Consider the following 26,899-nt stretch of genomic DNA (forward strand, 5'->3'; position numbering starts at 1 on the left):
CGGACGCGGGAGGACGTCGCACCCCGGGGCATGCTCGGCGAATTCCCCCGGACCCCGTCGACACACTGGCCCGACCGGGTGATCGTCGCCCTCCGGCTCCGGGCACGGGAAAGCCGTCCGCCCCGCCGCGTGGAGCGACGGGGCGGACGGCTCGCGGACGGTCCGTCAGCACGGTGTGGTTGCCATCAACTTCTCGAAGGAAGCCATGCAGTCCGGGCAGTGACGTGCCCGTTCACCGTCGGATGCCTCAATACGTTCGCGGAGCTGCTGTCCGCACAGCGTGGCCGCGGCCTGTTTGGCCAACACGTGCCACACCAACGCTCCGCCCGCCTTCTCCGGGCCCACGCACATTTCGTACATGTTCGGCCTCCCAGCCTGGACGCCGCTGACACCCTCAAGGAGACACCGGTTCGGCCGTGACCAGTAGCGTGCGGGGGCCATTCGGGTGACGGCCGCTTCGGCCGCCCGGGGCGCCTGCCCACCCGGACGGCTACAAACGATCAGCCAACCGGCCGTACCTCGGTGGTTGCGTGACGTGGCATCGACGCGGGCGGCCGGGGCTCGGTTGCCCTGGTCGGATGGTGACAGAGACCGAACCCGCCGAACCGACCCGACCGACCGCCGCGGTCCCTGCGGCGGAACGCCACGGCAGGGGGCGGGTGCTCGTCTCCTGGATCACCACGACCGACCACAAGCGGATCGGTCATCTGTACCTCGTCACGTCGTTCGCGTTCTTCCTGATCGCCGGGGCGCTGGCGATGCTGCTGCGGGCCGAGTTGGCCCGGCCGGGCATGCAGGTGCTCTCCCACGAGCAGTACAACCAGGCCTTCACGATGCACGGCACCATCATGCTGCTGCTGTTCGCCACCCCGACCTTCGCGGGGTTCACGAACGCCGTCATGCCGTTGCAGATCGGCGCGCCGGACGTGGCGTTCCCGCGGCTGAACATGCTGGCGTACTGGCTGTTCCTCTTCGGCGGTCTGATCGTGCTGGGCGGTTTCCTCACGCCGCAGGGCGCGGCGGACTTCGGCTGGACCGCCTACACGCCGCTCAGCGGCCCGCTGCGCGCCCCCTACCTCGGCGGCGACCTGTGGATCATGGGGCTGGCCCTGTCCGGGTTCGGCACCATTCTGGGCGCGGTCAACTTCATCACCACGATCATCTGCATGCGCGCTCCCGGCCTGACCATCTTCCGCATGCCGATCTTCGTCTGGAACGTGCTGCTGACCTCGGTCCTGGTGCTGCTGGCCTTCCCCGTGCTGGCGGCCGCGCTGCTGGTGCTGGAGGCCGACCGGCACTTCGGCGCCCATGTGTTCGACGCCGAGAACGGCGGGGCGCTCCTGTGGCAGCACCTGTTCTGGTTCTTCGGCCACCCCGAGGTGTACATCCTCGCGCTGCCGTTCTTCGGAGTGGTCACCGAGATCATCCCGGTCTTCGCCCGTAAGCCGATCTTCGGCTACACGGGGCTGGTGGGCGCCACCATCACCATCGCGGGGCTCTCGGCCACCGTGTGGGCGCATCACATGTTCGCCACCGGTGCCGTTCTGCTGCCGTTCTTCTCGTTCCTCACGTATCTCATCGCCGTCCCCACCGGGGTGAAGTTCTTCAACTGGATCGGCACGATGTGGCGGGGTTCGCTGTCCTTCGAGCCGCCGATGCTGTGGGCGGCCGGCTTCCTGGTGACGTTCCTCTTCGGCGGGCTGACCGGGGTGATCCTCGGCTCGCCGCCGCTGGACTGGCACGTCACCGACTCGTACTTCGTCGTCGCGCACTTCCACTACGTGCTGTTCGGCACGATCGTGTTCGCGATGTTCGGCGGATTCAGCTTCTGGTGGCCGAAGATGACCGGCCGCATGCTCGACCACCGCCTGGAGAAGGTGCACTTCTGGACGCTGTTCGCCGGTTTCCACACCACGTTCCTGGTGCAGCACTGGCTCGGCGTGGAGGGCATGCCCCGCCGGTACGCGGACTACCTGGCCGCGGACGGCTTCACGGCGCTCAACACGGTCTCCTCCGTCGGCGCCTTCCTGCTCGGGCTGTCGACGCTGCCGTTCCTGTACAACGTGTGGAAGACCGCGAAGTACGGACGTCCGGTCGAGGTCGACGACCCGTGGGGCTACGGGCGTTCCCTGGAGTGGGCCACGTCCTGTCCCCCGCCCCGCCACAACTTTCACGCGCTGCCGCGCGTACGCTCCGAGTCGCCGGCCTTCGACCTCCACCACCCCGAACTCGTCGCGCTCGAGGAGGCGGAGCACACCGGGCCCTGACACTTGTCAGGGACCCCCGGGCCCCGATCGTCCCTAGAGTGCCGCGTGCGGGCCGGGTGCCGCCCGGCCGCAGATCGGCACAGGGGGACATCACACATGCAGCGACTGATGCGTCACTCCGTCACGGCGCTGGCGGCGGCCGCGTTCGCCGTGGGCGGGCTCGCCGGCACGGCCCAGGCCGCCCCGGCGGCGCCGAGCGGCGGTGACCCGAGCCTCACCGACGTCTACATCTGGGCGACAGGCGTCAACCTGCGCCAGCACCCCACCAGGAACTCCAACGTGCTCGCGGTCCGCTCGGCCTACTGGCTGGACGCGGTCTGCCAGAAGCGGGGCGAGTACGTGAACGACCCGGCGGTGGGCGGCAACAGCTGGTGGACCGCCGTGCAGGAGTTCTCGGGCAGCGACATCGCCTGGGTCAACAACCTGTATCTGAGGGGCGGCGAGAAGATCGCGGGCGTTCCGGACTGCTGACCGGCGCCGGGGCACACCACGGGGGGGCGGGCCGGAGCACCGGCCCGCAACCTCGTGCGTTCAGTTCAGCTTGTCGACGGCCGTGACGGTGGTGGCCCTGAAGTCGGCCACCTGCGCGTGCGCGAAGGTACCCATCTGGCCCCACTGCACGACGGTCACGGTCCTGCCGTCCCGGCCGACCGAGAACAGGCCGATGTCGGAGGCGCCCCACTCGGCGACCGTGTGGACGCCGTAGACGTGGGCGCCCTCCTCCACGTCGAGGCGGCCGTAGTACTTCTGCGTGGCGGTGATGTCGGGATACCGCTCCATCACCTCGCGCGCACAGTCGGCCAGGTCCTCGCGCAGCAGCGCGGCGAGCTTCACGGCGTGCCGCGCGCTGCGCTCGACGACCGTGACCTGGAGGGCACCGGTGTCGTACTCCGTCCAGTACCGGCGGTGGGAGGCGGTGGACGGCAGCGCGTCGCCGACGCACATGGGCAGCGGGTCGGGCTGCCCGGCGGTGACGGGTCCGGCGTACCAGTCGGAGGAGGGGTGCGGCGGCAGTTCGGCCGGCTCCAGGAAGGCGGGCGAGGCGGATCGCGGTGGTGCGGCGTTCGCCGGGACGGCGGTCACGGCGAATGCGGCGCCGGCCGCCAGCGCGGTCGCCACGGCGCGGGTCCCTCGGGCACGGACGTGCATGTTTCCCCCATGTCGGATCATCTGCGTGTGTGTCGGTCTCGGTACCGCTTGTCCAGTACGACTCGGCGCGGCCCCGATGGGTTGCACGAGTGGGCCGTCCGTGTCGGCCCGTTCCCCCGTCCGCCCGACGGGCGGGGCCGGGCACGCGGTGCCAGACTGCTGCGCAACGTCCCCGCCGCCGCGGGACCGCCGACGAGAGGAGCAGAGGTGTCCACGCCGGAGCCGGGCGACGCCACGCTCCAGGGGTTCCTCGCCGATCCGGCCCACCTCACCCTGGACCTGCCCACCGCGGTGGCCCGCTGCTCCCACGCCCTCGGACTGCGGCACACCGTGGTCTACCTCGTCGACCTCCAGCAGCGGCACCTCGTCCCGCAGACCGGCATGGCCTCGGCCCTCCCCGTCGACGGGTCGCTGGCCGGATGGTCGTACCGCACACAGGCGCTGCGCGTGGAGGAGTCGGGGGCGGACGGCGTCACCGCCTGGTTCCCGCTGCTGGACGGCGCGGAGCGGCTCGGCGTGCTGGCCGTGAACGACACCGCGCTCACCTCGTCGACGCTCACGCGGGGCCGGGCGCTCGCCTCGCTGACCGCCATGATGATCACCTCGAAGCGGGCCTACGAGGACTCCTACGTCCGCAGCACCCGCACCGAGCGGATGCAGTTGCCCGCCGAGATGCTCCGCGCCTTCCTGCCGCCGCGCACCATCGGCAACGCGCAGGTCGTCTCGACGGCCGTCCTGGAGCCCGCGTACGAGATCGGCGGCGACGCCTTCGACCACTCGCTCACCGAGACGACCCTGCACGTGGCCGTCATGGACGCCATGGGGCACGACCTGGCCTCCGGGCTCACCAGCGCGGTCGCCCTGGCCGCCTGCCGCAACGCCCGGCGCACGGGCGCCGAGCTGCCCGAGCTGGTGACGGCCGTGGACGAGGCGCTGTCCGCCTGGCTGCCGGACCAGTTCTGCACGGCGGTCGTCTGCCAGCTCGACCTGGACACCGGGGTGCTGCGCTGGGCCAATTGCGGCCACCCCGCGCCCATCCTCATCCGCGACCAGCGGTTGGTCATCGACGCCATGGAGCGCGAGGCCGATCCGCCGATGGGCCTCCCGGCGCAGCTCACCGCACGGCCGCGCCGGACCCACGAGATCTCGCTGGAGCCCGGGGACCGGGTGCTGATGTACACCGACGGTGTCGTGGAGGCGCGGACCCCGGAGGCGACACTCCTCGGCCTGGAGCGGTTCGCCGACTACGTCATCCGGGCCACGGCCGGCGGCGAACTGGCGCCGGAGTCGCTGCGCCGGCTGATCCACTCGATCCTGGCCATGCAGGAGGACCGGCTGCGGGACGACGCGACGCTGCTCATGTTCGAGTGGCGGCCCCCGTCCGGCTGACGACGCGCGGACGGGCCGGTCGTCGCGTCACACGCGGTGTCCCCGTGCGCGCAGCCAGGCGTGCACGGTGTCCTTGTCCGACGGCGTGATCCGGACGGGACCCGCGACGTAGGGGCCCTCGTCCTCGGTGAATCCGGTGTCGGTGATCCGGGCGGTCACCCAGGTGGCCAGGTCCTGGGCGGCCGCTTCGGAGAGGACGCCCCTTTCCCATCCGGTGCGGGCCTCGTCGGCCGCGCCGGCGTCGTGCCGTTCGGTCTCCGCCAGCCACGCCGCCACCAGCCGTTCCACGGTCCGGCGGTCCTCGGAGGCGGTCCGCTGTCGCATCCGCTTGTCGTTCATGCCGTCCGAGTGCCCGCGATCCCCCGACCCCACCTCGGGGAGCGCCGCAGTGTCGCAGGGGGCGCGCCGGGTACCCGCGTTTGCAGGGGAGGGCCGGTCCGTTCCGGTCCGACGACGGTGACCGCCCGGAAGGGGACAACTGATGAGGCAGCCCGCCGACGAGAACGCTTTCGAACAGCGCGCCGGCGTTTCCGAGCTCCGTCCGGCAACGGGGGACCCCGGGCTGGTCCCTCCGAGCGAGCCGGGCCACGAGGATCTGCCGGTCGACCGCAACCAGGCGATCCTCCAGGCGGCCAAGCAGGTGGGTTCGACCCTGAAGAAGGCGGAGCACCCGTTCGCGCTGGCCGGCAGTGTCGCCGTGTACGCGCACGGCGGCACCCAGAACCTCCAGCACGACGTGGACTTCTGCATCCGGCCCGACGACGCGGACGCCGTCGCCGCGACGCTGCGGGCGGCCGGCCTGGTGGTGTACACGCCGCCCGAGGACTGGCTGCTGAAGGCGAGCTGTCTGGGCCAGCAGGTCGACCTGATCTTCGAGCTGGCGCACGAGCCGGTCACGACGGAGCTGCTGGACCGGGCGCAGGACCTCTCCGTGGACTCGGTGCTGATGCCGGTCCTGTCCCCCACCGACCTGCTGCGCGGCCTGCTGGCGGCCTTCTCGGAGCACCACTGCGACTTCGGTGCGGTGCTGCCGATCGCCCGCACACTGCGCGAGAAGATCGACTGGGCGGGGCTGCGCCGCGACTGCGCGGACGCCCCGATGCCGGCCGCGTTCTTCTTCATCCTGGAACGGCTGGAGATCATCCCCCCGGCCGGCCACCCGGTCGGCGCACCGCCCGCCCCCGCGCAGGAGGAGCAGTCATGAGCGAGCCCACGTCCCACGGGCGGCCGGCGTCGCCCACCGGATCCCCGGCGGGCGAGAACATCGAGTACCGCATCGCCCACCTGCACGACCGGCTCGCCGCGGAGGAACTGGGCGAGCTGGGCGTACGCGCCGAGATCCGGGCCGGCGCCGTCGCGATCACCGGCACGGTGCCGTCCGAGCGGTGCCGCGAGACGCTGCTGCGGATCGCCCACCAGGAACTGGCCGGGCTCACCGTGCACGCGGACGTCGTGGTGGTGGAGACCGCCGGCCCCGACCACGCCGAGGAGCTGCGATGATCCGCGTCGCCGCCGTCGGGGACATCCACATGGGGCCCGACAGCCAGGGACTGCTGCGGCCCGCCTTCGAGACCCTGCCCGACTGCGCCGACCTGCTGCTGCTCGCCGGTGACCTCACCCGGCACGGCACGCCGGAGGAGGCGCGGGTGGTCGCCGAGGAGGTGCGCGACCTGCCGGTGCCGGTGGTGGCCGTCCTCGGCAACCACGACCACCACGACGAGCGGCCCGACAAGGTCGCCGCGCTCCTGCGGGACGCCGGCGTGACCGTGCTGGAGGGTGAGGGCGTGGTCGTGGAGTGCGCCGGGAGCCGGGTCGGCATCGCCGGGGCCAAGGGGTTCTGCGGGGGCTTCGTGGGCCGCAGCGCCGGTGAGTTCGGCGAGCCGCTGATGAAGGAGTTCGTCCGCACCACCCGGCGCTCGGCGGACAGTCTGCGCTCCGCCCTGGAGGAACTGGCCGGCCGGGACTGCGCCGTGCGGATCGCGCTCACCCACTTCTCCCCCGTCGCCGACACGCTCGCCGGTGAACCGCTGGAGATCTACCCGTTCCTCGGCAGCTACCTGCTCGCCGAGGCGATCGACACGGCCGGCGCGGACCTCGCCGTCCACGGCCACGCCCATCTGGGCACGGAGCACGGCATGACGGCGGGCGGGGTACGGGTGCGCAACGTCGCCCAGCCGGTGATCCGCCGCGCCTTCAACGTCTACCAGCTGAACGCGGCCTGACGCGCCGACCGGATCGGGCGTCGGTCAGGCGTCGTCCTCCGTCGTCCGTCCCAGGCAGGTGACGTCCGCGGGATCCATGCCCGCCACCTCGATCTCCTGGAAGCCCATCCGGTCGTAGAAGGCCCTGGCCTGGGTGTTGGCGGCGGCCATGACCAGGTGGACGGCCGGTACGCCGCGCTCCCGCAGCGCCCGCCAGAACTCCCGCATCAGCGCCCGGCCGTACCCGCGCCCCTGCCATTCGGGCAGCAGGTCGATGTGGAGATGGGCCGGGTAGGCGGCCAGTTCGGGGACGATCATCCGCTCGGGATCGTGCAGCAGCCCGGCCATGACCGCGTCCGGGCCCTCGGGCGGCCCCTGCGGCGCCGGATAGCGGTCCGCGACCCGCGGCAGCCACGTGGAGCGGAACTCCTCGGCGAAGCGCGGTGTGTCCGCCGTACCGAGGATGTAACCGACCGCCCGTCCCTCCCCGTCGTCCAGCACGAAGGCCAGGCCGGGGTCCAGATGGACGTACGGGGCGGCGAAGACGGCGGGCAGTACGGAGGGGTCGGCGTACTCGGGCCGGCTGTCGCGGCCGTTGTGCGCGGTGCGGACGCAGATGTCGTCGAGCGCGGCGGCGTCGGCGGGACGGTAGGGACGTACGGCGGCAGTCCGGATCACCACGCCATCCTCCCTCCTTGGGAGCGCTCCCACAAGTAGCGGCCGAATGGCGCCGACCGAACCGGGCATTCGATGATCTGAGTGAGCGACACCTTGCGACACCCTCGAAGAGAGCGAGAACGCGTCATGAGTCTTCTGCGTACGGCCGGCCGCCCGATGCTCGCCTCGATGTTCGTCGCGGGCGGCCTGCACTCCCTGCGCAGGCCCCAGGACGTCGCGTCGGCGGCCGAGCCGGTCGTGCGGCCGGTGACCGAGCGGGTCTCGGTGCTGCCGGACCGCACCGAACAACTCGTACGGCTCAACGGGGCCGTGCACGTGGTGGGCGGCATCATGCTGGGGCTGGGCCGCTGTCCCCGGGTGGCCGCGCTGGCCCTGGCCGCGACGCTGGTGCCCACCACGCTGGCGGGGCACCGCTTCTGGGAGGCCGAGGAACCGGCGGACCGTGCGCAGCAGCGCATCCACTTCCTCAAGAACCTGGCCATGATGGGCGGCCTGCTGATCGCGGCCGACGACACCGCGGGCAAGCCGTCCCTCCTGTGGCGGGGTCGGCATGCCGCGACGGGGGTGCGGCACGACGCCCACCTGGTCCAGCGTTCGGTGCGGGCCACGGCCCGCCCGGCCGCGACCGTGGGCGGCGTCCGGGCGAAGCTGGGCCACTGACAGAATCGGCAGCTCCAGCCAGGCCGCACGGGCCGCACGGGCCGTCGCGGGCATCCGAGGAGAGAAGTCCTGAGTACCACCGTCCTCTCCGAGGCCGTCCCCCTCGTCCTGCTGCTGGGTGTCCTGGCCTTCGCCGTGCTGCGCCCGCGTGGGCTGCCGGAGGCGGTGGCCGCCGTACCCGCCGCCGTGCTCGCCGTGGCGCTCGGCACGGTGACCCCGCAGCAGGCGTGGGAGGAGACGCGCACGCTGCTGCCGGTGGTCGTCTTCCTCGCGCTGGTACTGATGCTGGCGTACCTGTGCGCGAAGGAAGGCCTGTTCGAGGCCGTCGGCGCGGCCGTGGCCCGCCGCTGCGGGGGCAGCCCGCGGCGCCTGCTGACCGGCGTGTTCGGCGTGGCCTGCGCGGTCACGGCCGTGCTCAGCCTGGACGCCACCGCGGTCCTGCTCACCCCCGTGGTCCTCGCCACCGCGTCCCGTGCGGGTGCCCGCGCCCGCCCGCACGTGTACGCCACGGCGCACCTGTCGAACTCCGCCTCGCTGCTGCTGCCGGTCTCGAACCTGACCAACCTGCTGGCGTTCACGGCCAGCGGCCTGAGCTTCACCCGGTTCGCCGCGCTGATGGCGCTGCCCTGGCTGGCCGCGATCGCCGTGGAGTACGCCGTCTTCCGGCGCTTCTTCCGCGCGGACCTGAACGAGCCGGCCGCCCCGCCCGCGCCGGGAGCGGCCGCCCGTGCCACTCCGACCGTCCCCCGGTTCACCGTCGTCGTCGTGGCCCTGACCCTGGCCGGGTTCGCCCTCTCCTCCCCCCTCGGGCTCGACCCCGCGTGGGCGGCACTGGCCGGCGTTCTGGTGCTCGGTCTGCGGGCGCTGGCCCGGCGGCATGTCACGCCGCGGGAGATGGCGGGCGCCGCGTCGCCGCTGTTCTGCGTGTTCGTCCTGGCCCTCGGTGTCGTGGTGGAGGCGGTGGTGACGGGCGGCCCGGCGTCCGGGCTGGGGCGGCTGCTGCCGGACGGGGACTCGCTGCCGGCGCTGCTCGGGGTGGCGGCGGTGGCCGCGGTGCTGGCCAACGTCGTCAACAACCTGCCGGCCGTCCTCGCCCTGCTCCCGCTGGCCGCGCCCGCCGGTCCGGCGCACGTGCTCGCGGTGCTGATCGGCGTGAACCTGGGCCCGAACCTCACCTACGTGGGCTCGCTCGCGACCCTGCTCTGGCGGCGGATCCTGCACCGGCACGGCATCGACGTGAGCCTCGCCCGGTTCACGCTGCTGGGGCTGCTCACCGTGCCGGCCACGGTCGCGGCGTCGACCGTGGCGCTGTGGGGGGCGCTGCGCCTCATCGGCACCTGACGCCGGCCCCGGGGCTCACTGGGTCGCCACGACGATGCAGCGCCGCAGTTCCCCGACGGCCTCGGGAGCGCCCTCGACGCGCACGCCGTCGTCGTCCTCGGTGCCCGTCCGGTTCCAGAGCCGTCGCAGTACCGCCTCCGGGGCGCCGCTCAGCGTCACGTCGGCCGTGCCGTCACCGGCGCCGTCCGTCACGGCGAACTCCCCCGGTCCGGTGCGCACCCGCCAGACCGCGTCACCGGCCCGCACGAGGAACGTGCGTCCCGGGGAGCCGTCCAGGATCTCGGTGAAGTACTCGCCCCACTCGGCGACGGCGAACGAGACGAAGACCTTGAGCAGTTCGTCGATCCCGTCGACGGCGAGGTCGTCCGGTACGGGGGTGACGGGCCGGCCGGTGGCGAGTTCGGCGTCGATGCGGTGCACGACGGTCTCCTGGGCCATCCGCCGGATCCAGAAGCCGACGCTCTGGTCGGGGCCGTACCAGCCGGCGGCCGCGTCCCCGGGGGCGCGGGTGGCGAACTCGGCGCGCAGCGCCGTGTATCCCCGGTCGAGCAGCGCGGCCGGCTCCTCCTCGGCGAACTCCTTCGGCGGCCAGGGCTCGGGCTCGACGCCCTCGCGCATGGCGGCGGTCTTGTGCAGGTAGACCTCGCCGACGTGGCGGGTCAGATCGGCGACCGTCCAGCCGGGGCAGGTCGGCACCGCGGCGTCGGCGTCGGTCCCGACGACGGTCCGCATACGGTCGTAGTCGGCCGCGAGGCAGTCGAGGAAGCGGGTGAACTCCATGCCGCAGAGCCAAACACACGTTCAGTAGCGCGGCACGGTCTTTTCGTTGTCCGGGTGCGCTCCGCGTTCACCAGGCCCCGGTGGGGAGCGCGGGGCGGCGGACGGCCTCGGCCGCGTCCCGCAGGTGCAGCGCGACGGTGATCAGGGCACGCAGCGCGGAGGGGCGCAGGCTCTGGGCGCTCTCGGCGGCCAGCACCAGCAGACAGCCCGCGGCCTGCTCGACGACCGGCACCGAGAACGCGAAGTCGTCGCCGTCGGCGGTGCGGAAGGCACGCCAGGGCGTCGCGGCACCGTCGATGGCCTTCTGCACCGCGTGTTCGAGGTGCTGTGCGGCCTGTTGGCACACCGGGGCGGGCAGGATGATGGTGCGTTGGAACGCTGAACTGGTCATAGTCCCACTGCTCCCCCGCCCCGCCCGTCTTCGATCGGCGTACCGCGCGTTTTTCACCGGGTCGGCGGCAGTCGGGGGCGGATGCGCCCGCGCGGTCCTAGGCTGGCGGCCGTGTGCTCCGACTCCTCGTACTCGGACGTCGCGGCGCGGTTCACCGGCCGGCCGGCGACCGCGGAGCGCCGGCTGTCCGGTTCGCTCGGTGAGGTCGTCCTGGACGACGGCCGCACGGTCGTGGTCAAAGTGGTGGACGGCCCGGGTGCCGTGCGGGCCGAGGCCGCCGGGCTGCGCTGGCTGGCCGCGGCCGGTGCGGTGCGGGTCCCGGTGGTGCACGGGCACGACGATCGACGGCTGGTCATCGACCGGGTGCCGCAGGGCCGGCCGGGCGTGGAGGCGGCGGCCCGGTTCGGCCGGGAGCTGGCCGCCCTGCACGCCGCCGGTGCGCCCGCGTTCGGGGCCGCGCCGCCCGGTGGGCCCGAGGAGGCGTACATCGGGCTCGCCCCGATGCGCAACGCCGTCGGGAGCGACTGGCCGTCCTGGTACGCCGAGCACCGCGTCCTGCCGTATCTGCGCCGTGCGGTGGACGACGCCACCCTCACCGGGGGCGAAGCGGCCGACGTCGAGCGGGTCTGCGAGCGGCTGCCCGGCCTCGCGGGTCCCGCGGAGCCGCCGGCCCGGCTGCACGGCGACCTGTGGAACGGCAACGTGCTCTGGGGCGAGGACGGGCACGTCCACCTGATCGACCCGGCGGCGCACGGCGGGCACCGGGAGACCGACCTGGCGATGCTGCGCCTCTTCGGCTGCCCGCACCTGGAGCGAATCACGGCGGCGTACGAGGAGAGCGCGCCGCTCGCCGACGGCTGGGCCGGCCGCGTCGGCCTGCACCAGTTGTTCCCGCTGCTGGTGCACGCCGTCCTGTTCGGACGCGGGTACGCCGAACAGGCCCTCGCGGCGGCACGCGCGGCGGGGTGAGGGCCGGGCGGCGAGTCCGGCACGCCTGGACCCGCCATGTCCCGCCGGGTCATGTGTCCCGTTGAGCCATATGTCCCAATGGGACATCACTGGGTGTACGCTCGAACGCATGACGGCAACGAAGCCCTCCCCCGCCACCGAGGACCGACGGCAGCGCAAGGCCCGGCAGACCCGCGACGCGCTGGCCACCGCCGCCTGCGACCTGCTCCTGGAGCGCGGTTCGGCCGCGACCACGGTGGAGGCCATCGCCGAGCGCGCGGACGTCACGCGCCGCACGTTCAGCCGGCACTTCGCCGGCAAGGAGGACGCGGCCCTCGACTTCGTCCGCCGGGACGGCGCCCGCATCAACGAGCTGCTGCGCGCCCGCCCCGCCGACGAGCCGCCGCTGCTCGCCTACCGCCGGGCGGTGCGCGACTGGCTGGCCGACGGGGAGGACCCGGCCTGGCACGTCCGCCCGCGGATGCGCCGGCTGGTGGCCCTGGCCGACACGGAGCCCGACCTGTTCGCCGCCTACCAGCGCATCCGGGTCGACGCCCAGGAGGAGTCGATCCGGATCGTCGCCGAAAGGCTCGGCACCGACGACGCCCGGGACGTGCGCCCGGCCGCCCTCGTCGACGCCGCCGCCGGAGTCCTGATCGCCGCCCTGCGCCTGTGGGCGCGCGGTGACGCGCCGGACTCGGGAGCCGCAGACCTCGCCGCCCTCGCGGAGCGGGCCTACGACGCCCTGATCTCGGAGGCCGCGGCCGCGACCCCCGCCAGCACAGAGGAAGACAGAGAGCAAGCACCATGAGCACCACCGGCACCACCCCCGCGACGACGCCCACCGGCTCCATCCCCGAGTTCACCGGCCGCACCGCCCTCGTCACCGGCGCCGCCTCCGGCATCGGCCTGGCCACCGCCCGCCGCCTCGGCGCGGCCGGCGCCCGCGTCGTCGTCGCCGATCACAACGCCGAGGGCGCCCACAAGGCCGTCGCCGAACTGACCGCGGAGGGCATCGAGGCCGCCGCCGTCGAGCTGGACGTGACCAGCCCTGAGTCCGTCGAGGCCGCCGTGCGGTTCACCGTCGACACCTTCGGCGGCCTGGACCTGGCCGTGAACAACGCGGGCATCGGCGGCCCGAGCGCCCCGACGGGCGCGTACGACGTCGACGCCTACCAGCGGGTCGTCCGCACCAACCTGGACGGCGTCTTCTACTCGATGCGCTACGAGCTGCCCGTCATGGAGGCCGCGGGCAAGGGCGGCGCCATCGTCAACGTCGCCTCCATCCTCGGTTCCGTCGGCTTCGCGGGCTCTCCCGCCTACGTCGCCGCCAAGCACGGCGTCGTCGGGCTGACCAGGACCGCCGGCGCCGAATACGCCGCCAAGGGCATCCGGGTCAACGCGGTCGGCCCCGGCTTCATCGACACGCCGCTGCTGAAGTCCATGGACGAGGCCGCGTACGAGGGCCTGGTCGCCCTGCACCCGGCCGGGCGGCTCGGGCGCTCCGAGGAGGTCGCCGAGCTGATCGCCTTCCTGCTGTCGGACCGGGCGTCCTTCGTGGCGGGCGGCTACCACCTGGTCGACGGCGCCTACACGGCCGTCTGAGCGTCCGTCACACAACCCGGGGGGGGGAGAAGGAGTTCGACCATGAAGGCACTGCAGTACCGCACCATCGGGGCACCGCCCGAGGTCGTCACGGTCCCCGACCCGGAAGCCGGCCCCGGCCAGGTGCTGCTGAAGGTGACCGCGGCCGGCGTCTGCCACTCCGACATCGCGGTGATGAGCTGGCCCGCCGAGGCCTTCCCCTACGAGCTTCCCCTCACCCTCGGCCACGAGGGCGTCGGCACGGTGGCCGCGCTCGGCGCCGGGGTGACCGGGCTGAGCGAGGGCGACGCGGTGGCCGTGTACGGGCCCTGGGGCTGCGGCATCTGCGCCAAGTGCGCCGAGGGCAAGGAGAACTACTGCCTGCGCGCCGACGCACTGGGCATCCGCCCGCCGGGGCTGGGACGGCCGGGGTCGATGGCCGAGTACCTGCTGGTCGACGATCCCCGGCACCTGGTGCCCCTGGACGGGCTCGACCCCGTCGCGGCCGTTCCGCTGACCGACGCGGGGCTGACGCCGTACCACGCGATCAAGCGGTCGCTGCCCAAGCTGGTGCCCGGCTCGACCGCGGTGGTCATCGGGGCCGGCGGCCTCGGTCACGTCGCCATCCAGCTGCTGCGCGCGCTGACGTCCGCCCGGGTCGTCGCCCTCGACGTCAGCGAGGACAAGCTGCGCCTCGCCCGTGAGGTGGGCGCCCACGAGGTGGTGCTGTCGGACGCGAAGGCGGCGGACGCGGTGCGCGAACTGACCGGAGGCCTGGGCGCCGAGGCCGTGTTCGACTTCGTCGGTGTGGCGCCGACCGTGCGGACCGCGGGCGCCGTCGCCGCCGTCGAGGGCGATGTCACGCTGGTCGGCATCGGTGGCGGCTCGCTCCCCGTCGGGTTCGGCGTGCTGCCGTTCGAGGTGTCGGTCACCGCGCCCTACTGGGGCAGCCGCGGCGAACTGATCGAGGTGCTGGACCTGGCCCGCTCGGGCGCCGTGTCGGTGCACACCGAGACGTACGCGCTGGACGACGCGCCCCTGGCGTACGAGCGGCTGCACGCGGGCGAGGTCAACGGCCGCGCGGTGATCCTGCCGCACGGCTGACCGGCCCCCGGATCGCGGCCGTCCGCGCGCCGGAGTCGGGGGCGCGACCGGTCCCCCGTTCCGGTCGTGCCCCCGGTGCGGTCGAACCTACGTGGACGGCTGGGCCGTTGTGAATCGCGCCGGTGCCCGCTGCCGGGCCGGAAGGACTCACCCGTGCACAGGTGAGTCCGGATGGCCCGGTTTCGTCCCGGGCAGCGATGGCCCGCCGAGGTATCCCTCGGCGAGGTGGGCCAGTACGACCTCGTACAGGTCGCTGCCGGCGGCGAGCAGCTGGCGTTCGAGGACCGGCTCCGCGCTGCGGACGTGCTCACGGACGGTCTGGGGGTGCATCCCGAGCCGCTGGGCGGCCCGCTCGGCGTTGCCGCCGACGGCGATCCAGGTGCGCAGGGTGCGCCGCAGGTCCCGGCCGTCCGGGGCCAGGCGGCCGAGCAGGTCCGCGGCCCAGGTACGCAGCGCGGGCCCGGACAGCAGGTCGGTGAGGCCGGCCGCCCCGGCCCGTTCGGGGGCGGCCCCACCCGGCGGCTCGGCGAGGCCGACCTGCGAGTTCAGGGCGAGGTGGACGGCGGCGCGGACGGTCAGGTCGGTGAAGTCGGTGCGCAGCAGACCCTCGACGCGGTCCATGCGGGCCCGGACCGTGTTGCGGCTGACCCCGAGGATCTTCGCCGTGTTGACGGCGGTGAACTCCAGACCGAGCCGGGTGGTGGCCAGCAGTTCGGCTCGGGTGTGGTGCGGCAGGTCGTCGAGCGGGCTCAGTGTCCGGGCCGTCCAGCCGTACAGGGCGGCGGGCTCCATCAGCAGCTCGGGGCGGGTCCGCTCGGCGTACACGGCCGACTGCTCCGGCCGGAACCGGGCGACGGCCAGGGCGCTCATCGCCTGTCCGTACGCGGCGGCGGTCCGGGCGAGGCCCTGCCGGGCACTGCCCCCGAGGAACACGCCGGGCAGGCCGCCGACGAGCGTGCGCAGCTCCCGGCCGGCCGCGTCCCGGGGGGCGAGGACGATGACGTGTCCGTCCATCGCCGGGCAGCGCACGACCAGCGCCCCCTCGGCCGTCGCCGACACGCACTCCTCGGCCAGGCGGTCCCGTTCCCCGGGGCTGCTCTCCACGACGTACACGCAGGCCGTGTCGGTGTCGAGGAGCCCCGGCCAGAGCCCGGCGGCCACCCGGCGGGCGGAGACGGTGTCCTCCACCATCAGCAGTTGCAGGATGGCCAGGCGCAGGTCGGAGGTGGCCCGCCGCAGCCGGTGTCCGGCCGCGGCCGACTCGTGGCCGGCCAGCAGCAGCTCCAGTACCTGGGCGGTGTGCGTGACGATGTCGGAGGTCCGCCGGTCGAAGGGGGCCTCGCGGGCCACGGCGAGGACGGCGTCGGGCGCCGGATGGGAGCGGGCGACGCGGACGAGCCGCATCTGGCGGCCCGCGTCCTCCAAGGCGGCGGAGGCGATCCGGCCGCCGGTGATGTCCGCGACCAGGCCCTCGTCGAGCGGGAGGCGGGCTCCGGCCAGCAGGCGGCCGGTGCCGTCCTGGAGCGAGACGGCGGCGTCCGCGGCGCCGGCCAGCCAGGTCATGACCCGGTTCGGGTCGCGGCCGGCCGGCCGCAGGTGATCGAGGAGTTCCTCGGCCCATCCCGCGTGCTCGGCGGCTCCGGCCGCCTGCTGTCCCGTCCCGTCCGCTCGGCCCGCCACGTCGGCCTTCTCCTCGTCCTCGCCTCGTCCCCGGCCCAAGCCGGGGACGTTACCTCATGGCCCCGGACGCGGGCCCGGTGCGCGCCCTCGCGGAAGGTTCGGGCGGGGCGGCCGACCGGGCCTGTCGGCCGTCGCGCGCGGACGGGCATAAGCTCGGTGAATGGCGAAGTACTTCGACGTGCACCCCGAGAACCCCCAGCCGCGCAGCATCGCGCAGGTCGCCGACAGCGTCCGCTCCGACGCGCTGATCGCGTATCCGACGGACTCCTGCTACGCGCTGGGCTGCCGACTGGGCAGCCGCGACGGCATCGACCGCATCCGGTCGATCCGGCAACTGGACAACCGGCACCACTTCACCCTGGTGTGCCAGGACTTCGCGCAGCTCGGCCAGTTCGTGCAGATCGACAACGACGTGTTCCGGGCGATCAAGGCGTCCACCCCGGGCAGCTACACCTTCATCCTGCCGGCGACGCGGGAGGTGCCGCGCATGCTCCAGCATCCGAAGAAGAAGACCGTGGGCGTGCGCATCCCCGACCACGTCGTCACCCAGGCCCTGCTCACCGAACTGGGCGAGCCCCTGCTGTCCAGCACGCTGCTGCTGCCCGGCGAGGAGGAGCCGATGACGCAGGGCTGGGAGATCAAGGACCGGCTCGACCACGTGGTCGACGCGGTGATCGACTCCGGTGACTGCGGTACCGAACCGACGACGGTCGTCGACTTCTCCGGGGGCGAGGCGGAGATCGTGCGGTACGGCGCCGGAGACACCACCCGCTTCGAGTAGGAGCGGGCCGGCCGCCGAAGCGTCCCGTCCGGCAACGGAGTTGGGCGGGGCTCCCCTCGTCGCGCCGCCGGTCGGGGCGTTGTTACCGTGCCCGGGTGTCTGACTCCTCACGTGATACCGCCGAAGGCGCCGGCTGGGGCTCCGCCGAGCCCGGCGCCTACCGAGACCTCATGCCGCAGCACACCGAGAAGCTGTCCTGGCTCAATCCGAGAACCCTGTGGGCCGCCCGCAACGGCGTGCTGGCCTCCTGGTTCAGCGACCCCACCGGCCGCACCCGGGATCGCTGGGTGGCGCAGCGGACCGCGGCCGGGGCGCCCGCCGACAAGGTGATCCGGCGGACGGACCCGGACCGGTTCTCGTTCCTCGTCATCGGCGACACCGGAGAGGGCGACGACCCCCAGTACGCCGTCGTGCCCGGCCTGCTGAAGGCCGGGCAGGACACCCGCTTCGCCGTCCTCGCCAGCGACGTGATCTACCCGGTGGGCAGCGCCGACGACTACGGGACGAAGTTCTTCCGCCCGTACCGCGACTACCCGGCGCCGATCTACGCGATACCGGGCAACCACGACTGGTACGAGGACCTGGGCGGCTTCATGCGCGTCTTCTGCGACGACGCGTCGCCCCCGCCGCCCGCTCCGGGGCCCCGTCCGCTCACCCCGGCGTGGCTGCGGTCGCTGCTGTGGCACCGTGCCGGCCCGGACGACGGACGGCACCTGGACGAGGCGCGCAAGCTGCGGTCCGCGCCGGAACAGCGGGCCGACCAGCCAGGACCGTACTGGGCGATCGACGCCGGACCGGTGCGGATCATCGGCATCGACACCGGGCTGCTCGGCACGGTCGACGCCGCGCAGGGCGCCTGGCTGCGCGAGGTGTCCGCGGGGCCCCGGCCGAAGATCCTGGTGACCGGCTCACCGCTCTACGTCGACGGCGAGCGGCAGCCCTGTGCCATCGAGGGCGGCGGCACGGTCGACGACATCGTCCGCGACCCGGCCCACCGCTACGTCGCGGCGATCGGCGGCGACATCCACAACTACCAGCGCTACCCCGTCGACGTGGACGGCCGCACCATCCAGTACGTCGTCGCGGGCGGCGGCGGCGCGTTCATGCACGCCACCCACACCATCCCGCGTGTCTCGGTGGGCGGCGTCACCGAGGACGACTTCCGCTCCTACCCGCTGCGCGGCGACTCGCTGGCCTTCTACAGCGCGCTCTACGGGCGCCGGCTGCGGATGCGCCGCTTCTTCACGCTCACGGAGGCCGAGGCGACGGCCGTGATCGCCGAGCGCCTCGGCATCCGGACGGGCCGCGCCCCGGGCGACGGAGCGCGGGTCACCCGGCGCACCCGGCTGGTCGCCGGGCTGCTCGGCACGGCACGGCGGCCGGAGCACAAGAAGCGGTTCCGGCTGCCGGTGCGCAAGGTCTACACGCAGGTGTTCTCACCGGGTTCGGCGACCTACAGCCCGCCGTTCTTCAAGTGCTTCCTGCGCCTGGACGTCTCCCCGGAGGCGGTGCGGCTGCGCTGCCACGCCGCCACCGGCAACCGGGCGCAGGAGCTGGACCCGCCGGTGGAGGACGAGGTGACGATCCCGCTGGTCTGACGCGAGGGTCACCAGCGGCCCGGTTCGCTGCCCGTGAGCGGCTCGGACGGGGTGCCGTCGACCCCGGCGGGGACGTCTCCGGCGAGCATCACGCGGTGCATGGTCCTGGGGTGGTCGAGGTGGGCGTTGTCGCTCGGGGCCAGGTGGATGGTGGCCCGGTTGTCCCAGAAGGCGACGCTGCCGGGCTCCCAGCGGAAGCGGACCGTGTACTCGGGGCGGGTGGCCTGTTCGAGGAGCAGTTCCAGGACGGCGGCGCTCTCGGGCCGGGAGAGTCCGTTGATCTGCTCGACGTAGTAGCCGTTGACGAACAGCACCCGCTCGCCCGTCTCCGGGTGGACGCGGACCAGCGGGTGCACGGTCGCCGTCTGGTGGTCAAGGAGGTGCCGGACGTAGGCGTCGTCGCCGGGCCGGGGCTGGTAGCCGACGCCGAGGCGGTGTTCGGCGCGCAGGGTGTCGGCGAAGCCGCGCATCGGGGCGGACAGTCCGGCGTAGGCGGCGGCGAGGTTCGCCCAGGTGGTGTCGCCGCCGTACGGCGGTACCGTCTCGGCCCGCAGGATCGTCGCGGCCGGCGGGTCGACACGGGCGCCGTGGTCGCAGTGCCAGCCGCGCAGCAGGGTGTGGCGCCGGCGGCGCAGCCACTCGTCGTGCTCCATGCCGAACCGCCCGCCCAGCTCCAGCCGGTCGGCGGTCGTCTCGATCTCCGGGAACCCGGCCGGTGACGCCTTGCCGCGCCGGGGCAGGACGACCGGCTCGCCGAAGAGGCGCGCGAAGGCGACGTGGCCGGCGTGGTCGAGGCGCTGGTCCCGGAAGAACACCACCTTCCAGCGCAGCACCGCCGCCCGGACCGCGGCGACCTGCGCCGCGTCGAGGCCGGCCGCCAGGTCGACGCCGCGGATCTCGGCGCCGATGTGCCCCGCGACGGGTTTCACCTCGACTTCCCCCGCCGCTGCCGCCGTGCGGTCCGCCGTCGTCCTGTGCGTCGTCATGCGTGCTCCGTTGGTCGGTGTGGTCCGTCCGTTCCGGCTCCGGCACCGATCGTGGCAGACCCGCCCGCGCGCCGTCCGGTTGATCACCGGTCCCCCGGTGGGCGAGGCTGGACGTGCGGCACACCGCCGCGCACAGTCGAGGGAAGGTCCCATGGTGATCAGCATCCCGGCGCACACGCTCAACGACGGCACCACGCTCCCCGCACTGGGCCTCGGCACCTGGCCGATGAAGGACGACGAGGCCGAGCGGGCGGTCCGTACGGCCCTGGAGACGGGGTACCGGCTGATCGACACGGCGACGAACTACCGCAACGAGACCGGCGTCGGCCGCGGGGTGGCCGCCGGCGGCGTCCCCCGCGAGGAGATCGTCGTGACGACCAAGCTGCCCGGCCGGCACCACGGCTACGAGGAGACGCTCGCCTCGTTCGAGGAGTCCCGGGCGCGGCTGGGGCTCGAGTACGTCGACCTGTACCTGATCCACTGGCCGCTGCCGCGGGTGGACAAGTACGTCGACTCCTGGAAGGCCATGATCAAGCTGCGCGAGGACGGCCTGGTGCGCTCGGTGGGCGTCTCCAACTTCACCGCGGAGCACATCGAACGGCTGGAGAAGGAGACGGGCGTCCTGCCGTCCGTCAACCAGATCGAGCTGCACCCGCTGTTCCCGCAGGACGACCTGCGCGCCTTCCACGAGCGCAAGGGCATCCGCACCGAGAGCTGGAGCCCGCTGGGCCGCGGCAGCGACCTGCTGGACGACCCCGCCGTGGCCGCCGTCGCCGACGCGCACGGGGTGACGCCGGCCCAGGCGGTCCTGCGGTGGCACACCCAGCTGGGCGCGGTGCCCATCCCGAAGTCGGGCGACCCGGCGCGGCAGCGGGCCAACCTGGACGTCTTCGGCTTCGAACTGGACGCGGAGCAGATGCGCGCCGTGGCCGACCGGGCGCACCGGCGGATCGGCGGCGACCCGGAGGTGCACGAGGAGTTCTGACCGGGGTACCCGGTCCCGGTCGGCGACGGTCTCCCGGGAAGGAGCGGCAGGTGGGCGACGCGAACGGGCTGCGGGACTACCGCGGCAGACGGGACTTCGGCCGGACCGGTGAGCCCGCGGGGCGCGGAGCGGCCGCCGGGGACGGGCGGCCGCGCTTCGTCGTGCAGATCCACGACGCGAGCACGCTGCACTTCGACTTCCGGCTGCAGGTGGGCGACGTACTCAAGTCCTGGTCGGTACCGAAGGGCCCGCCGGCGGATCCGAGCGACAAACGGCTCGCGGTGCCGACCGAGGACCACCCGCTGGAGTACGAGGAGTTCGAGGGCGTGATCCCGGCGGGCGAGTACGGGGGCGGCACGGTCATCGTGTGGGACCGCGGCGACTACGAGCCGCTCAGCCACGACCGCCGGGGCCGGCCGGTCGACTTCGCCGAGTCACTGGAGCGGGGGCACGCCAGGTTCCGGCTGCACGGCACGAAGCTGCGCGGGGAGTACGCGCTGACCCGGTTCCGCGGCGGGCCGGACGGTGGCGCGGGCGACGGGGAGGTGGCGTGGCTCCTGGTGCGCACGGCCGGCGGCGGGCGCGGGCGCGGCGCCCCGGATCCCCGGCGGGCCCGGTCCGCGCGCACCGGCCGCACGCTGGCCCGGGTCGCGGCCGAGGCCGGGTAGGCGGTGGCGGGTTCCGGCCGCCGGGGCGGCTGCCGGGCGGGTCACCGCGCGGGCAGGGGCTGTTCGGCCCAGATGGTCTTGCCGGTGTCCGTCTGCCGGCTGCCCCAGCGCTGGGTGAGCTGGGCGACCAGCAGCAGGCCCCGGCCGCCCTCGTCGTAGGCGTGGGCCCGGCGCAGGTGGGGCGAGGTGGAACTGGCGTCGGAGACCTCGCAGATGAGCGCGGTGTGGCGGATGAGGCGCAGCTGGATGGGCGGTTCGCCGTAGCGGATGGCGTTGGTGACCAGTTCGCTGACGACGAGTTCGGTGACGAAGGCCGTCTCGTCCAGCCCCCACTCCGTCAACTGCTCGATGACGGACCGCCGGGTCGCCGCGACGTGGGCGGGGTCGGGGTGGACGTCCCAGGTGCGGATCCGGTCCTCGCCCAGGGCCCGGGTGCGCGCCAGCAGCAGCGCGACGTCGTCGGCGGGCTCCTCGGGCAGCACGGCCTTGAGCACGCCGTCGCACAGGGCGTCGAGGGAGTGCGCGGGCGCGGCCAGGGCTCGGCACAGTTCTTCCGTGGCGTGGTCGACGTCGCGGTCGCGTTCCCGGTCCTCGACCAGGCCGTCGGTGTAGAGGGCGACCACGGAGCCCTCGGGCAGTTCCAGCTCGGTCGCCTCGAAGGGCAGCCCGCCGACGCCGAGCGGCGGTCCGGCGCTCACGGGGACGAGCCGCACGGTGCCGTCGGGCAGCAGGATCGCGGGCGCGGGGTGGCCGGCGGCCGCGAGGGCCAGGCGGCGGGAGACGGGGTCGTAGACGGCGTAGAGGCAGGTGGCGCCCAGTTCGGCGACCTCGCCGCCGTCGTCCGTCTCGCGGACGGCCGCGAGGTGGGTCACGAGGTCGTCGAGGTGGGTGAGGAGTTCGTCGGGCGGCAGGTCGACGTCGGCGAGGGTGCGGACGGCCGTGCACAGGCGGCCCATGGTCGCCGTGGACGGGATGCCGTGGCCCACGACGTCGCCGACGACGAGGCCGACACGGGTGCCGGACAGCGGGATCACGTCGAACCAGTCGCCGCCGATGCCGGCTGCCGACGCGGTGGGGAGATAGCGGTGGGCCACCTCGACCGCCGCCTGGCCGGGCAGGCCCCGGGGCAGCAGGCTGCGCTGGATCGCCAGGGCGGTGGCGCGTTCGCGGGCGAAGCGGCGGGCGTTGTCCACGGAGACGGCGGCCCGGCCGACCAGTTCCTCGGCCAGTACGGCGTCCTCGCCGGCGTACGGCTCCCTGGGCACGGTCCGGGCGGCGACGGCCACGCCCAGTGTGGTGCCGCGGGCCCGCAGCGGGACGGACAGGAGCGAGCAGACGGCTTCGCGGAACGGCCGGTTGTGCGGGGTCTCGGCCGCACGCATCCGCATCCAGCGGTCGAAGTCGGGGTCGCCGGGCCCGCTGAGGACGACGCGGCCCTCCCGCATCGCGCGGGCGGGCGGGGCGTAGGGCGGGTAGACCTCGTTTCCGCCCAGGTGCACGCCGGGGGTGGGGAAGCCCTCGGTCGCGGAGGCGTGGGCCACCCGGCGCAGTTCACCGTCCTCGGTGGCCACCGCGACGGGCTCGTCGGTGCCGAGGGTCCAGTCGAGCAGGGCGACGGTGGCGAATCCGGCGAACCGCGGCACGAGCAGGCCGACGAGTTCCTCGGCGGTACGCACGACGTCGAGGGTGCTGCCGACCGCGCCGGCGGCGTTCAGCAGCGCCAGCCGCTCCCGCGCCCGATGCTGCTCGGTGCTCTCCAGCGCGGCCACGGCGACGGCGGCGAGCGCGCCGGACGCGTCGTGGACCGGCCAGATCTCGACGGTCCAGGCGTGCGGGCGGGAGCCGGCGGGGGCCTGCGAGTAGCTCTCGTACTGGACGGGCCGGCCGCGCTCGGCGGCGAGCCGCAGTTGGTGCAGGAAGGCCCCCCGGCCGGTCCCGGTCCGGGCCAGCGTCTCGGGGAGGCTGCGGCCGATCAGCTCTTCGGCGGGCCGGCCCATCATGCGGCACGCGGTGTCGTTGGCGTGCAGGAAGCGCAGCTCGCGGTCGAGGACGGCCATCGACGGGGACGCCTGCTGGACGGCCTCCTCGATCAGGCCGTACCCCGGGCCCTCGGGGGCGGCGGTCACGGCGTGGCCGAGCGGTACGCCGTCGGCGCCCAGCAGCGGGCAGGAGCGCAGCCGCAGGAGCACCGTGCCGCCGTCCCGGTGCCGGATCTCGGCGGTGCCGGACAGGGTGCCGGGGAGTGCGCCCCGTGCGAGCAGCTCCCGCGCGGCACGTCCCACGACCTCGTCGGCCCGGTACCCCGTGAGCCGCCGCGCGCCGTCGCTCCACCCCGTCACCCTTCCGCGGGCGTCGACGGTCATCGCGGCGGAGACTTCCTCCATCCGTCCAGGATCATCCCTGGACGGAGTGGTATCAACCGGAACGGGATGTGCCCGGCCCCGTCAGGCCCCGTGCGCCCGGAGGGCGGCCAGGGCGCGGTCGGCGTGCGTGTTCATCCTGATCTCGCTGCGCACGACCTCCAGCAGGGTGCGGTCCCGGCCGATCACGAAGGTGACCCGCTTGGTCGGGGCCATGCTGAACCCCCGCTTCACCCCGAACTGCTCGCGGACCCGGCCGTCGGTGTCGGAGAGCAGCGGCATGCCGAGGGTGTGGCGTCCGGTGAATTCCTGCTGCTTCTCGACGGTGTCGCCGCTGACGCCGACGGGGCGGGCGCCGACGGCCGCGAACTCGGCGGCGAGATCGCGGAAGTGACAGGCTTCCGCGGTGCAGCCGGCGGTCAGGGCGGCCGGATAGAAGAACAGGACGACCGGGCCGTCGGCGAGCAGTTCGGACAGGCGGCACGGGGTGCCGGTCTCGTCGGGCAGGGTGAAGTCCTCGACGGTGTCGCCGACGGCGGGCGTACGGCTCATGACCGGCCCTCGCTGCCCTTGGCGACGCTGCGGGCCCACAGCACCAGCGGCACCTGCACGGGCAGCCGGCCGTAGGCGGCGGCCCTCAGGGGTGCGGGGCGGTGCCGCCAGTCCCAGGCCATCTTGGCGTTGGCGGGGAACACCCCGACGAAGAAGGCGGCCGCGGTCAGCGCGGCCGCCTTTCGGGTGCGCGGGAGGGCGACACCGGCGGCCAGCGCGAGTTCGGCGACGCCACTGGCGTACGTCCACGCCCGGGGCGAGCCGGGCAGGGAGCGCGGGACGATCGCGTCGAACGTGCGGGGCTGGGCGAAATGCGCGGCGCCCGCGGTGGCCAGCAGGCCGGCGAGCAGCAGGGGCGAGCGTTCGGACCGGGACACGGTTCCTCCTCTGGGGGCCTGCCGCGCGATATTACTCGACGGTAAGGACCGGCAACGAGGCCGCGCCCGTCATGCCCCGCCCCGGGGCGTGACGGGCGCCAGCCACATGCCGACGATCGCGTCGACCAGCCCGTCGGCGGCCTCCTGCCAGCCGGCCCGCGGCGTGGGGCGCCCCTCGGCGAGGGCGCGTTCCCGCTCGGCCGCCACGTGCACGATGAGATGGCGCGCCATGTCGCCCCGCTCGGCGCGGACCTCGTCCGGCAGGGCGGGCATGCAGCGGTTGCGTCCGGCGACGATCTCGCGCAGCGAGGGGGACGCTCGGGACTCCTCGACCATGATCTCCCGCAGCGCCGGGTCGGTCATGACCTGGGCGCAGAACCGCGCGTACCAGGTGGGGCCGTCCAGCGCCGCAAGATGGTCGAACTGCGGCCGGACCAGGCAGTCCACCCAGTCGCGCAGGTCCGTCGAGTCGCCGAGGACGGCGAGCTGGCGGGCCCGCAGCTCCTCGACGCGGACCGAGTGGCGCTTGGCCACCGCGCGGACGAGGTCGGACTTGGTGCCGAAGTGGTAGCCGACGGCGGCGTTGTTGCCCTGGCCCGCGGCCTCGCTGACCTGCCGGTTGGAGACGGCGTAGACGCCGTGCTCGGCGAACAGCCGCTCGGCGGTGGTCAGGATCAGCTGCCGGGTCGCGCTGACCTGTTCCGTCCGGACCGTCCTGCCCGCCATGCTCACCACCGCGCCGGGACTCTTCTTACGGCCGGCGGCGACCGGTCCCTCGAGTCGTCGCAGGTCCGCCGCCATGCGGCGCCTTCTCACGGAAGCCTACGGGGCGCCGGCGCCGGGCCGTCGCGCGACCCGGACGGGCGTGCCCTCTCCCCAACTCGTACGATACTTCAAGCGACTGACTTAAACCTTCGCACTCAGACTCTCGCGCTCATCACCCGAAAGGCTCGTCCATGCCCGCTTCCCCCGCCGCACCGCGGCCGAACGCCGTGGTGGCGGTGCTGGCGCTGGCCGGCATCGTCGTCTCGCTGATGCAGACGCTGGTCATCCCGATCGTCCCGGAGCTGCCCGGACTGCTGGACGCGCCCGCCTCGGACGCGGCCTGGGCGGTGACCGCCACGCTGCTCGCCGCCGCGGTGGCCACCCCGGTCGTCGGGCGGCTCGGCGACATGGCGGGCAAGCGGCGCATGCTGCTGCTCAGCCTGGTGCTGCTGATCGCCGGGTCGGCGATCTGCGGACTGAGCGACACCCTGGTCCCGATGGTCGTCGGGCGTGCCATGCAGGGGCTCTCCGCCGCCGTGATCCCGCTGGGCATCAGCATCATGCGCGACGAACTGCCCGCCGAGCGGCTGGCCGGCGCCACGGCCCTGATGAGCGCCTCGCTCGGGGTGGGCGGCGCGCTCGGCCTGCCCGCCGCCGCGCTGATCGCGGACAACCTCGACTGGCACATGCTGTTCTGGGTCTCCGGCGCGCTCGGCGCCGTCGCCCTGGTGCTGGTACTGGCCCTGGTGCCGGAGTCGGCGGTGCGCACCGGCGGCCGCTTCGACGTGCCCGGCGCCATCGGCATGGCGGCCGGTCTGGTCTGCCTGCTGCTGGCGATCTCCAAGGGCGCCGACTGGGGCTGGAGCAGCGGCACCACCCTCGGCCTGTTCGCGGCGGCCGTGGTGATCCTGCTGGTGTGGGGCCGGTGGGAACTGCGCACCCCGCGGCCGCTGGTCGACCTGCGCACCACCGCCCGACGCCAGGTGCTGTTCACCAACCTGGCGTCGATAGCAGTCGGCTTCTCCATGTTCGCGATGTCCCTGGTGCTTCCGCAGCTCCTCCAGTTGCCCGAGGCCACCGGTTACGGTCTGGGCCGGTCCCTGCTGACCGCGGGCCTCGTGATGGCGCCGTCCGGGCTGGTGATGATGGCGTTCGCCCCGGTCTCCGCGAAGGTCTCCAAGTCCCGGGGCCCCAAGGTGACCCTGATGATCGGCGCCCTGATCGTCGCGGGCGGCTACGGGCTCAACATCGTGCTGATGTCCGAGGTCTGGCACCTGGTGCTGGTCTCCTGCGTCATCGGCGCGGGCATCGGCTTCACCTACGGCGCCATGCCGGCGCTGATCATGGGTGCGGTGCCGGCCGGCGAGACGGCCGCCGCGAACAGCCTCAACACGCTCATGCGGTCCATCGGCACCTCGGTGGCCAGCGCCATCGCCGGCGTGATCCTGGCCCAGATGACGGTCACCGTCGGCGGCTTCGCCCTGCCCTCCGAGAACGCGTTCAAGGTGGTCATGGGCATCGGCGCGGGCGCCGCCGTGCTCGCCTTCGCGCTCGCCTCGTTCATCCCGCGCCACCGCCCCTCCGCCGGGGTGGCACACCCGGCAACGGCCGACGGTGCCGCGGCGCGGGCCGCGTCCGCCCACTGACGGCGACGG

At 73.8% G+C, this 26,899-nt stretch carries 28 protein-coding genes; 17 read left to right on the plus strand and 11 right to left on the minus strand.

Annotated features, from left to right (window positions below; genetic code table 11):
- Positions 1-578 precede the first annotated feature (578 nt).
- The gene (gene ctaD / locus OIE75_RS03020) at positions 579-2,267 is read left to right on the plus strand and encodes an aa3-type cytochrome oxidase subunit I (RefSeq protein WP_329469388.1); all 1,689 of its coding nucleotides are present in this window, start codon (positions 579-581) and stop codon (positions 2,265-2,267) included.
- A gap of 108 nt (positions 2,268-2,375) precedes the next feature.
- Positions 2,376-2,738 carry a peptidase M23 gene (locus OIE75_RS03025; RefSeq protein ID WP_329469390.1) on the plus strand — a complete coding sequence of 121 codons (363 nt, stop codon included), beginning with the start codon at positions 2,376-2,378 and terminating at the stop codon, positions 2,736-2,738.
- 60 nt (positions 2,739-2,798) lie between these two features.
- Here OIE75_RS03025 and OIE75_RS03030 read toward each other — a convergent pair whose 3' ends face one another.
- The gene (locus tag OIE75_RS03030) at positions 2,799-3,416 is read right to left on the minus strand and encodes a hypothetical protein (protein ID WP_307009401.1); all 618 of its coding nucleotides are present in this window, start codon (positions 3,414-3,416) and stop codon (positions 2,799-2,801) included.
- Positions 3,417-3,623: 207 nt separating this feature from the next.
- Between OIE75_RS03030 and OIE75_RS03035 the strand changes: the two genes are divergently transcribed.
- The gene (locus OIE75_RS03035) at positions 3,624-4,805 is read left to right on the plus strand and encodes a PP2C family protein-serine/threonine phosphatase (RefSeq protein ID WP_329469392.1); all 1,182 of its coding nucleotides are present in this window, start codon (positions 3,624-3,626) and stop codon (positions 4,803-4,805) included.
- Positions 4,806-4,832: 27 nt separating this feature from the next.
- Here OIE75_RS03035 and OIE75_RS03040 read toward each other — a convergent pair whose 3' ends face one another.
- Entirely contained in the window at positions 4,833-5,144 is a 312-nt protein-coding gene (locus tag OIE75_RS03040) for a hypothetical protein (RefSeq protein WP_307009403.1), read from the minus strand.
- Between the two features lie 142 nt (positions 5,145-5,286).
- Here OIE75_RS03040 and OIE75_RS03045 point away from each other — a divergent pair, with 142 nt between their 5' ends.
- The 3 genes from OIE75_RS03045 to OIE75_RS03055 are packed head-to-tail and all read left to right on the plus strand — an operon-like array spanning position 5,287 to position 7,027.
- Positions 5,287-6,009 carry a nucleotidyltransferase family protein gene (locus OIE75_RS03045; RefSeq protein WP_307009405.1) on the plus strand — a complete coding sequence of 241 codons (723 nt, stop codon included), beginning with the start codon at positions 5,287-5,289 and terminating at the stop codon, positions 6,007-6,009.
- On the plus strand, positions 6,006-6,305 hold the full coding sequence (locus OIE75_RS03050; RefSeq protein WP_307009407.1) for a BON domain-containing protein: 300 nt from the start codon (positions 6,006-6,008) through the stop codon (positions 6,303-6,305). The genes OIE75_RS03045 and OIE75_RS03050 overlap by 4 nt, the downstream gene beginning before the upstream one ends.
- The gene (locus tag OIE75_RS03055; RefSeq protein ID WP_329469394.1) at positions 6,302-7,027 is read left to right on the plus strand and encodes a metallophosphoesterase family protein; all 726 of its coding nucleotides are present in this window, start codon (positions 6,302-6,304) and stop codon (positions 7,025-7,027) included. Before OIE75_RS03050 ends, OIE75_RS03055 begins: the two co-directional genes overlap by 4 nt.
- Positions 7,028-7,051: 24 nt before the next feature.
- Here the strand turns inward: OIE75_RS03055 and OIE75_RS03060 are convergent, their stop codons facing one another.
- Positions 7,052-7,684, minus strand: coding sequence for a GNAT family N-acetyltransferase (locus OIE75_RS03060; RefSeq protein ID WP_329473922.1), 633 nt, complete (start codon positions 7,682-7,684; stop codon positions 7,052-7,054).
- A 126-nt stretch (positions 7,685-7,810) separates the two neighbouring features.
- On the opposite strand from OIE75_RS03060, the gene OIE75_RS03065 reads away from it, so the two are divergent.
- Together OIE75_RS03065 and OIE75_RS03070 are read left to right on the plus strand one after the other, a co-directional pair.
- Positions 7,811-8,344 carry a DoxX family protein gene (locus tag OIE75_RS03065; protein WP_329469395.1) on the plus strand — a complete coding sequence of 178 codons (534 nt, stop codon included), beginning with the start codon at positions 7,811-7,813 and terminating at the stop codon, positions 8,342-8,344.
- 69 nt (positions 8,345-8,413) lie between these two features.
- Positions 8,414-9,685, plus strand: a complete 1,272-nt coding sequence (locus OIE75_RS03070) for an SLC13 family permease (RefSeq protein WP_329473923.1) — start codon at positions 8,414-8,416, stop codon at positions 9,683-9,685.
- A gap of 15 nt (positions 9,686-9,700) precedes the next feature.
- On the opposite strand, the gene OIE75_RS03075 is transcribed toward OIE75_RS03070, so the two are convergent.
- Both OIE75_RS03075 and OIE75_RS03080 read right to left on the minus strand, forming a co-directional pair.
- Complete coding sequence (locus tag OIE75_RS03075; protein ID WP_329469397.1) at positions 9,701-10,465, minus strand: maleylpyruvate isomerase family mycothiol-dependent enzyme; 765 nt, start codon at positions 10,463-10,465, stop codon at positions 9,701-9,703.
- Between the two features lie 67 nt (positions 10,466-10,532).
- Positions 10,533-10,856: a hypothetical protein gene (locus OIE75_RS03080; protein WP_122618148.1), complete on the minus strand. Its 324-nt coding sequence runs from the start codon at positions 10,854-10,856 to the stop codon at positions 10,533-10,535.
- A gap of 111 nt (positions 10,857-10,967) precedes the next feature.
- Here OIE75_RS03080 and OIE75_RS03085 point away from each other — a divergent pair, with 111 nt between their 5' ends.
- The 4 genes from OIE75_RS03085 to OIE75_RS03100 all read left to right on the plus strand — a co-directional run bounded on the left by OIE75_RS03085 (position 10,968) and on the right by OIE75_RS03100 (position 14,492).
- Entirely contained in the window at positions 10,968-11,825 is an 858-nt protein-coding gene (locus tag OIE75_RS03085; protein WP_307009414.1) for a fructosamine kinase family protein, read from the plus strand.
- A gap of 109 nt (positions 11,826-11,934) precedes the next feature.
- Positions 11,935-12,615: a TetR/AcrR family transcriptional regulator gene (locus OIE75_RS03090; protein WP_307009416.1), complete on the plus strand. Its 681-nt coding sequence runs from the start codon at positions 11,935-11,937 to the stop codon at positions 12,613-12,615.
- The gene (locus OIE75_RS03095; RefSeq protein ID WP_329469398.1) at positions 12,612-13,409 is read left to right on the plus strand and encodes an SDR family NAD(P)-dependent oxidoreductase; all 798 of its coding nucleotides are present in this window, start codon (positions 12,612-12,614) and stop codon (positions 13,407-13,409) included. The genes OIE75_RS03090 and OIE75_RS03095 overlap by 4 nt, the downstream gene beginning before the upstream one ends.
- A 42-nt stretch (positions 13,410-13,451) precedes the next feature.
- A complete protein-coding gene (locus OIE75_RS03100; protein WP_307009419.1) occupies positions 13,452-14,492 on the plus strand; it encodes an NAD(P)-dependent alcohol dehydrogenase in 1,041 nt (346 codons plus the stop codon).
- A gap of 147 nt (positions 14,493-14,639) precedes the next feature.
- Here OIE75_RS03100 and OIE75_RS03105 read toward each other — a convergent pair whose 3' ends face one another.
- Positions 14,640-16,172, minus strand: coding sequence for a helix-turn-helix domain-containing protein (locus OIE75_RS03105; RefSeq protein ID WP_329473924.1), 1,533 nt, complete (start codon positions 16,170-16,172; stop codon positions 14,640-14,642).
- A 160-nt stretch (positions 16,173-16,332) separates the two neighbouring features.
- Here OIE75_RS03105 and OIE75_RS03110 point away from each other — a divergent pair, with 160 nt between their 5' ends.
- Both OIE75_RS03110 and OIE75_RS03115 read left to right on the plus strand, forming a co-directional pair.
- On the plus strand, positions 16,333-16,953 hold the full coding sequence (locus tag OIE75_RS03110) for an L-threonylcarbamoyladenylate synthase (RefSeq protein ID WP_307009420.1): 621 nt from the start codon (positions 16,333-16,335) through the stop codon (positions 16,951-16,953).
- Positions 16,954-17,048: 95 nt separating this feature from the next.
- The gene (locus OIE75_RS03115; protein WP_329469399.1) at positions 17,049-18,551 is read left to right on the plus strand and encodes a metallophosphoesterase family protein; all 1,503 of its coding nucleotides are present in this window, start codon (positions 17,049-17,051) and stop codon (positions 18,549-18,551) included.
- Positions 18,552-18,559: 8 nt separating this feature from the next.
- Here the strand turns inward: OIE75_RS03115 and OIE75_RS03120 are convergent, their stop codons facing one another.
- Entirely contained in the window at positions 18,560-19,537 is a 978-nt protein-coding gene (locus tag OIE75_RS03120; protein ID WP_329469401.1) for a TauD/TfdA dioxygenase family protein, read from the minus strand.
- 154 nt (positions 19,538-19,691) lie between these two features.
- Between OIE75_RS03120 and OIE75_RS03125 the strand changes: the two genes are divergently transcribed.
- Positions 19,692-20,522, plus strand: coding sequence for an aldo/keto reductase (locus OIE75_RS03125; RefSeq protein ID WP_307017702.1), 831 nt, complete (start codon positions 19,692-19,694; stop codon positions 20,520-20,522).
- 50 nt (positions 20,523-20,572) lie between these two features.
- Positions 20,573-21,190 (plus strand): DNA polymerase ligase N-terminal domain-containing protein, encoded by a 618-nt coding sequence (locus OIE75_RS03130; RefSeq protein ID WP_329469402.1) that lies wholly within the window; start codon positions 20,573-20,575, stop codon positions 21,188-21,190.
- A 41-nt stretch (positions 21,191-21,231) separates the two neighbouring features.
- On the opposite strand, the gene OIE75_RS03135 is transcribed toward OIE75_RS03130, so the two are convergent.
- The 4 genes from OIE75_RS03135 to OIE75_RS03150 form a co-directional block, all read right to left on the minus strand.
- Positions 21,232-23,574, minus strand: coding sequence for an ATP-binding SpoIIE family protein phosphatase (locus tag OIE75_RS03135; protein WP_329469403.1), 2,343 nt, complete (start codon positions 23,572-23,574; stop codon positions 21,232-21,234).
- A 60-nt stretch (positions 23,575-23,634) separates the two neighbouring features.
- Positions 23,635-24,102 (minus strand): peroxiredoxin, encoded by a 468-nt coding sequence (locus OIE75_RS03140; RefSeq protein ID WP_329469405.1) that lies wholly within the window; start codon positions 24,100-24,102, stop codon positions 23,635-23,637.
- Entirely contained in the window at positions 24,099-24,479 is a 381-nt protein-coding gene (locus OIE75_RS03145; protein ID WP_307009429.1) for a DoxX family protein, read from the minus strand. Before OIE75_RS03145 ends, OIE75_RS03140 begins: the two co-directional genes overlap by 4 nt.
- 69 nt (positions 24,480-24,548) lie before the next feature.
- Positions 24,549-25,205, minus strand: a complete 657-nt coding sequence (locus OIE75_RS03150; protein ID WP_307017704.1) for a TetR/AcrR family transcriptional regulator — start codon at positions 25,203-25,205, stop codon at positions 24,549-24,551.
- 230 nt (positions 25,206-25,435) lie between these two features.
- Between OIE75_RS03150 and OIE75_RS03155 the strand changes: the two genes are divergently transcribed.
- A complete protein-coding gene (locus tag OIE75_RS03155; protein WP_329469406.1) occupies positions 25,436-26,890 on the plus strand; it encodes an MFS transporter in 1,455 nt (484 codons plus the stop codon).
- The last annotated feature ends 9 nt before the right edge of the window (positions 26,891-26,899 follow it).

The organism is Streptomyces sp. NBC_01723 (assembly GCF_036246005.1).
GTDB lineage: Bacteria > Actinomycetota > Actinomycetes > Streptomycetales > Streptomycetaceae > Streptomyces.

What these genes read in the sequence shown, in the direction of transcription:
- ctaD (WP_329469388.1), top strand. Translation starts at nt 579, where the DNA reads ATGGTGACAGAGACCGAACCCGCCGAACCGACCCGACCGACCGCCGCG.
- OIE75_RS03025 (WP_329469390.1), top strand. Translation starts at nt 2,376, where the DNA reads ATGCGTCACTCCGTCACGGCGCTGGCGGCGGCCGCGTTCGCCGTGGGC.
- OIE75_RS03030 (WP_307009401.1), bottom strand. Translation starts at nt 3,416, where the DNA reads ATGCACGTCCGTGCCCGAGGGACCCGCGCCGTGGCGACCGCGCTGGCG.
- OIE75_RS03040 (WP_307009403.1), bottom strand. Translation starts at nt 5,144, where the DNA reads ATGAACGACAAGCGGATGCGACAGCGGACCGCCTCCGAGGACCGCCGG.
- OIE75_RS03045 (WP_307009405.1), top strand. Translation starts at nt 5,287, where the DNA reads ATGAGGCAGCCCGCCGACGAGAACGCTTTCGAACAGCGCGCCGGCGTT.
- OIE75_RS03050 (WP_307009407.1), top strand. Translation starts at nt 6,006, where the DNA reads ATGAGCGAGCCCACGTCCCACGGGCGGCCGGCGTCGCCCACCGGATCC.
- OIE75_RS03055 (WP_329469394.1), top strand. Translation starts at nt 6,302, where the DNA reads ATGATCCGCGTCGCCGCCGTCGGGGACATCCACATGGGGCCCGACAGC.
- OIE75_RS03065 (WP_329469395.1), top strand. Translation starts at nt 7,811, where the DNA reads ATGAGTCTTCTGCGTACGGCCGGCCGCCCGATGCTCGCCTCGATGTTC.
- OIE75_RS03075 (WP_329469397.1), bottom strand. Translation starts at nt 10,465, where the DNA reads ATGGAGTTCACCCGCTTCCTCGACTGCCTCGCGGCCGACTACGACCGT.
- OIE75_RS03080 (WP_122618148.1), bottom strand. Translation starts at nt 10,856, where the DNA reads ATGACCAGTTCAGCGTTCCAACGCACCATCATCCTGCCCGCCCCGGTG.
- OIE75_RS03090 (WP_307009416.1), top strand. Translation starts at nt 11,935, where the DNA reads ATGACGGCAACGAAGCCCTCCCCCGCCACCGAGGACCGACGGCAGCGC.
- OIE75_RS03095 (WP_329469398.1), top strand. Translation starts at nt 12,612, where the DNA reads ATGAGCACCACCGGCACCACCCCCGCGACGACGCCCACCGGCTCCATC.
- OIE75_RS03100 (WP_307009419.1), top strand. Translation starts at nt 13,452, where the DNA reads ATGAAGGCACTGCAGTACCGCACCATCGGGGCACCGCCCGAGGTCGTC.
- OIE75_RS03110 (WP_307009420.1), top strand. Translation starts at nt 16,333, where the DNA reads ATGGCGAAGTACTTCGACGTGCACCCCGAGAACCCCCAGCCGCGCAGC.
- OIE75_RS03120 (WP_329469401.1), bottom strand. Translation starts at nt 19,537, where the DNA reads ATGACGACGCACAGGACGACGGCGGACCGCACGGCGGCAGCGGCGGGG.
- OIE75_RS03135 (WP_329469403.1), bottom strand. Translation starts at nt 23,574, where the DNA reads ATGGAGGAAGTCTCCGCCGCGATGACCGTCGACGCCCGCGGAAGGGTG.
- OIE75_RS03140 (WP_329469405.1), bottom strand. Translation starts at nt 24,102, where the DNA reads ATGAGCCGTACGCCCGCCGTCGGCGACACCGTCGAGGACTTCACCCTG.
- OIE75_RS03150 (WP_307017704.1), bottom strand. Translation starts at nt 25,205, where the DNA reads ATGGCGGGCAGGACGGTCCGGACGGAACAGGTCAGCGCGACCCGGCAG.
- OIE75_RS03155 (WP_329469406.1), top strand. Translation starts at nt 25,436, where the DNA reads ATGCCCGCTTCCCCCGCCGCACCGCGGCCGAACGCCGTGGTGGCGGTG.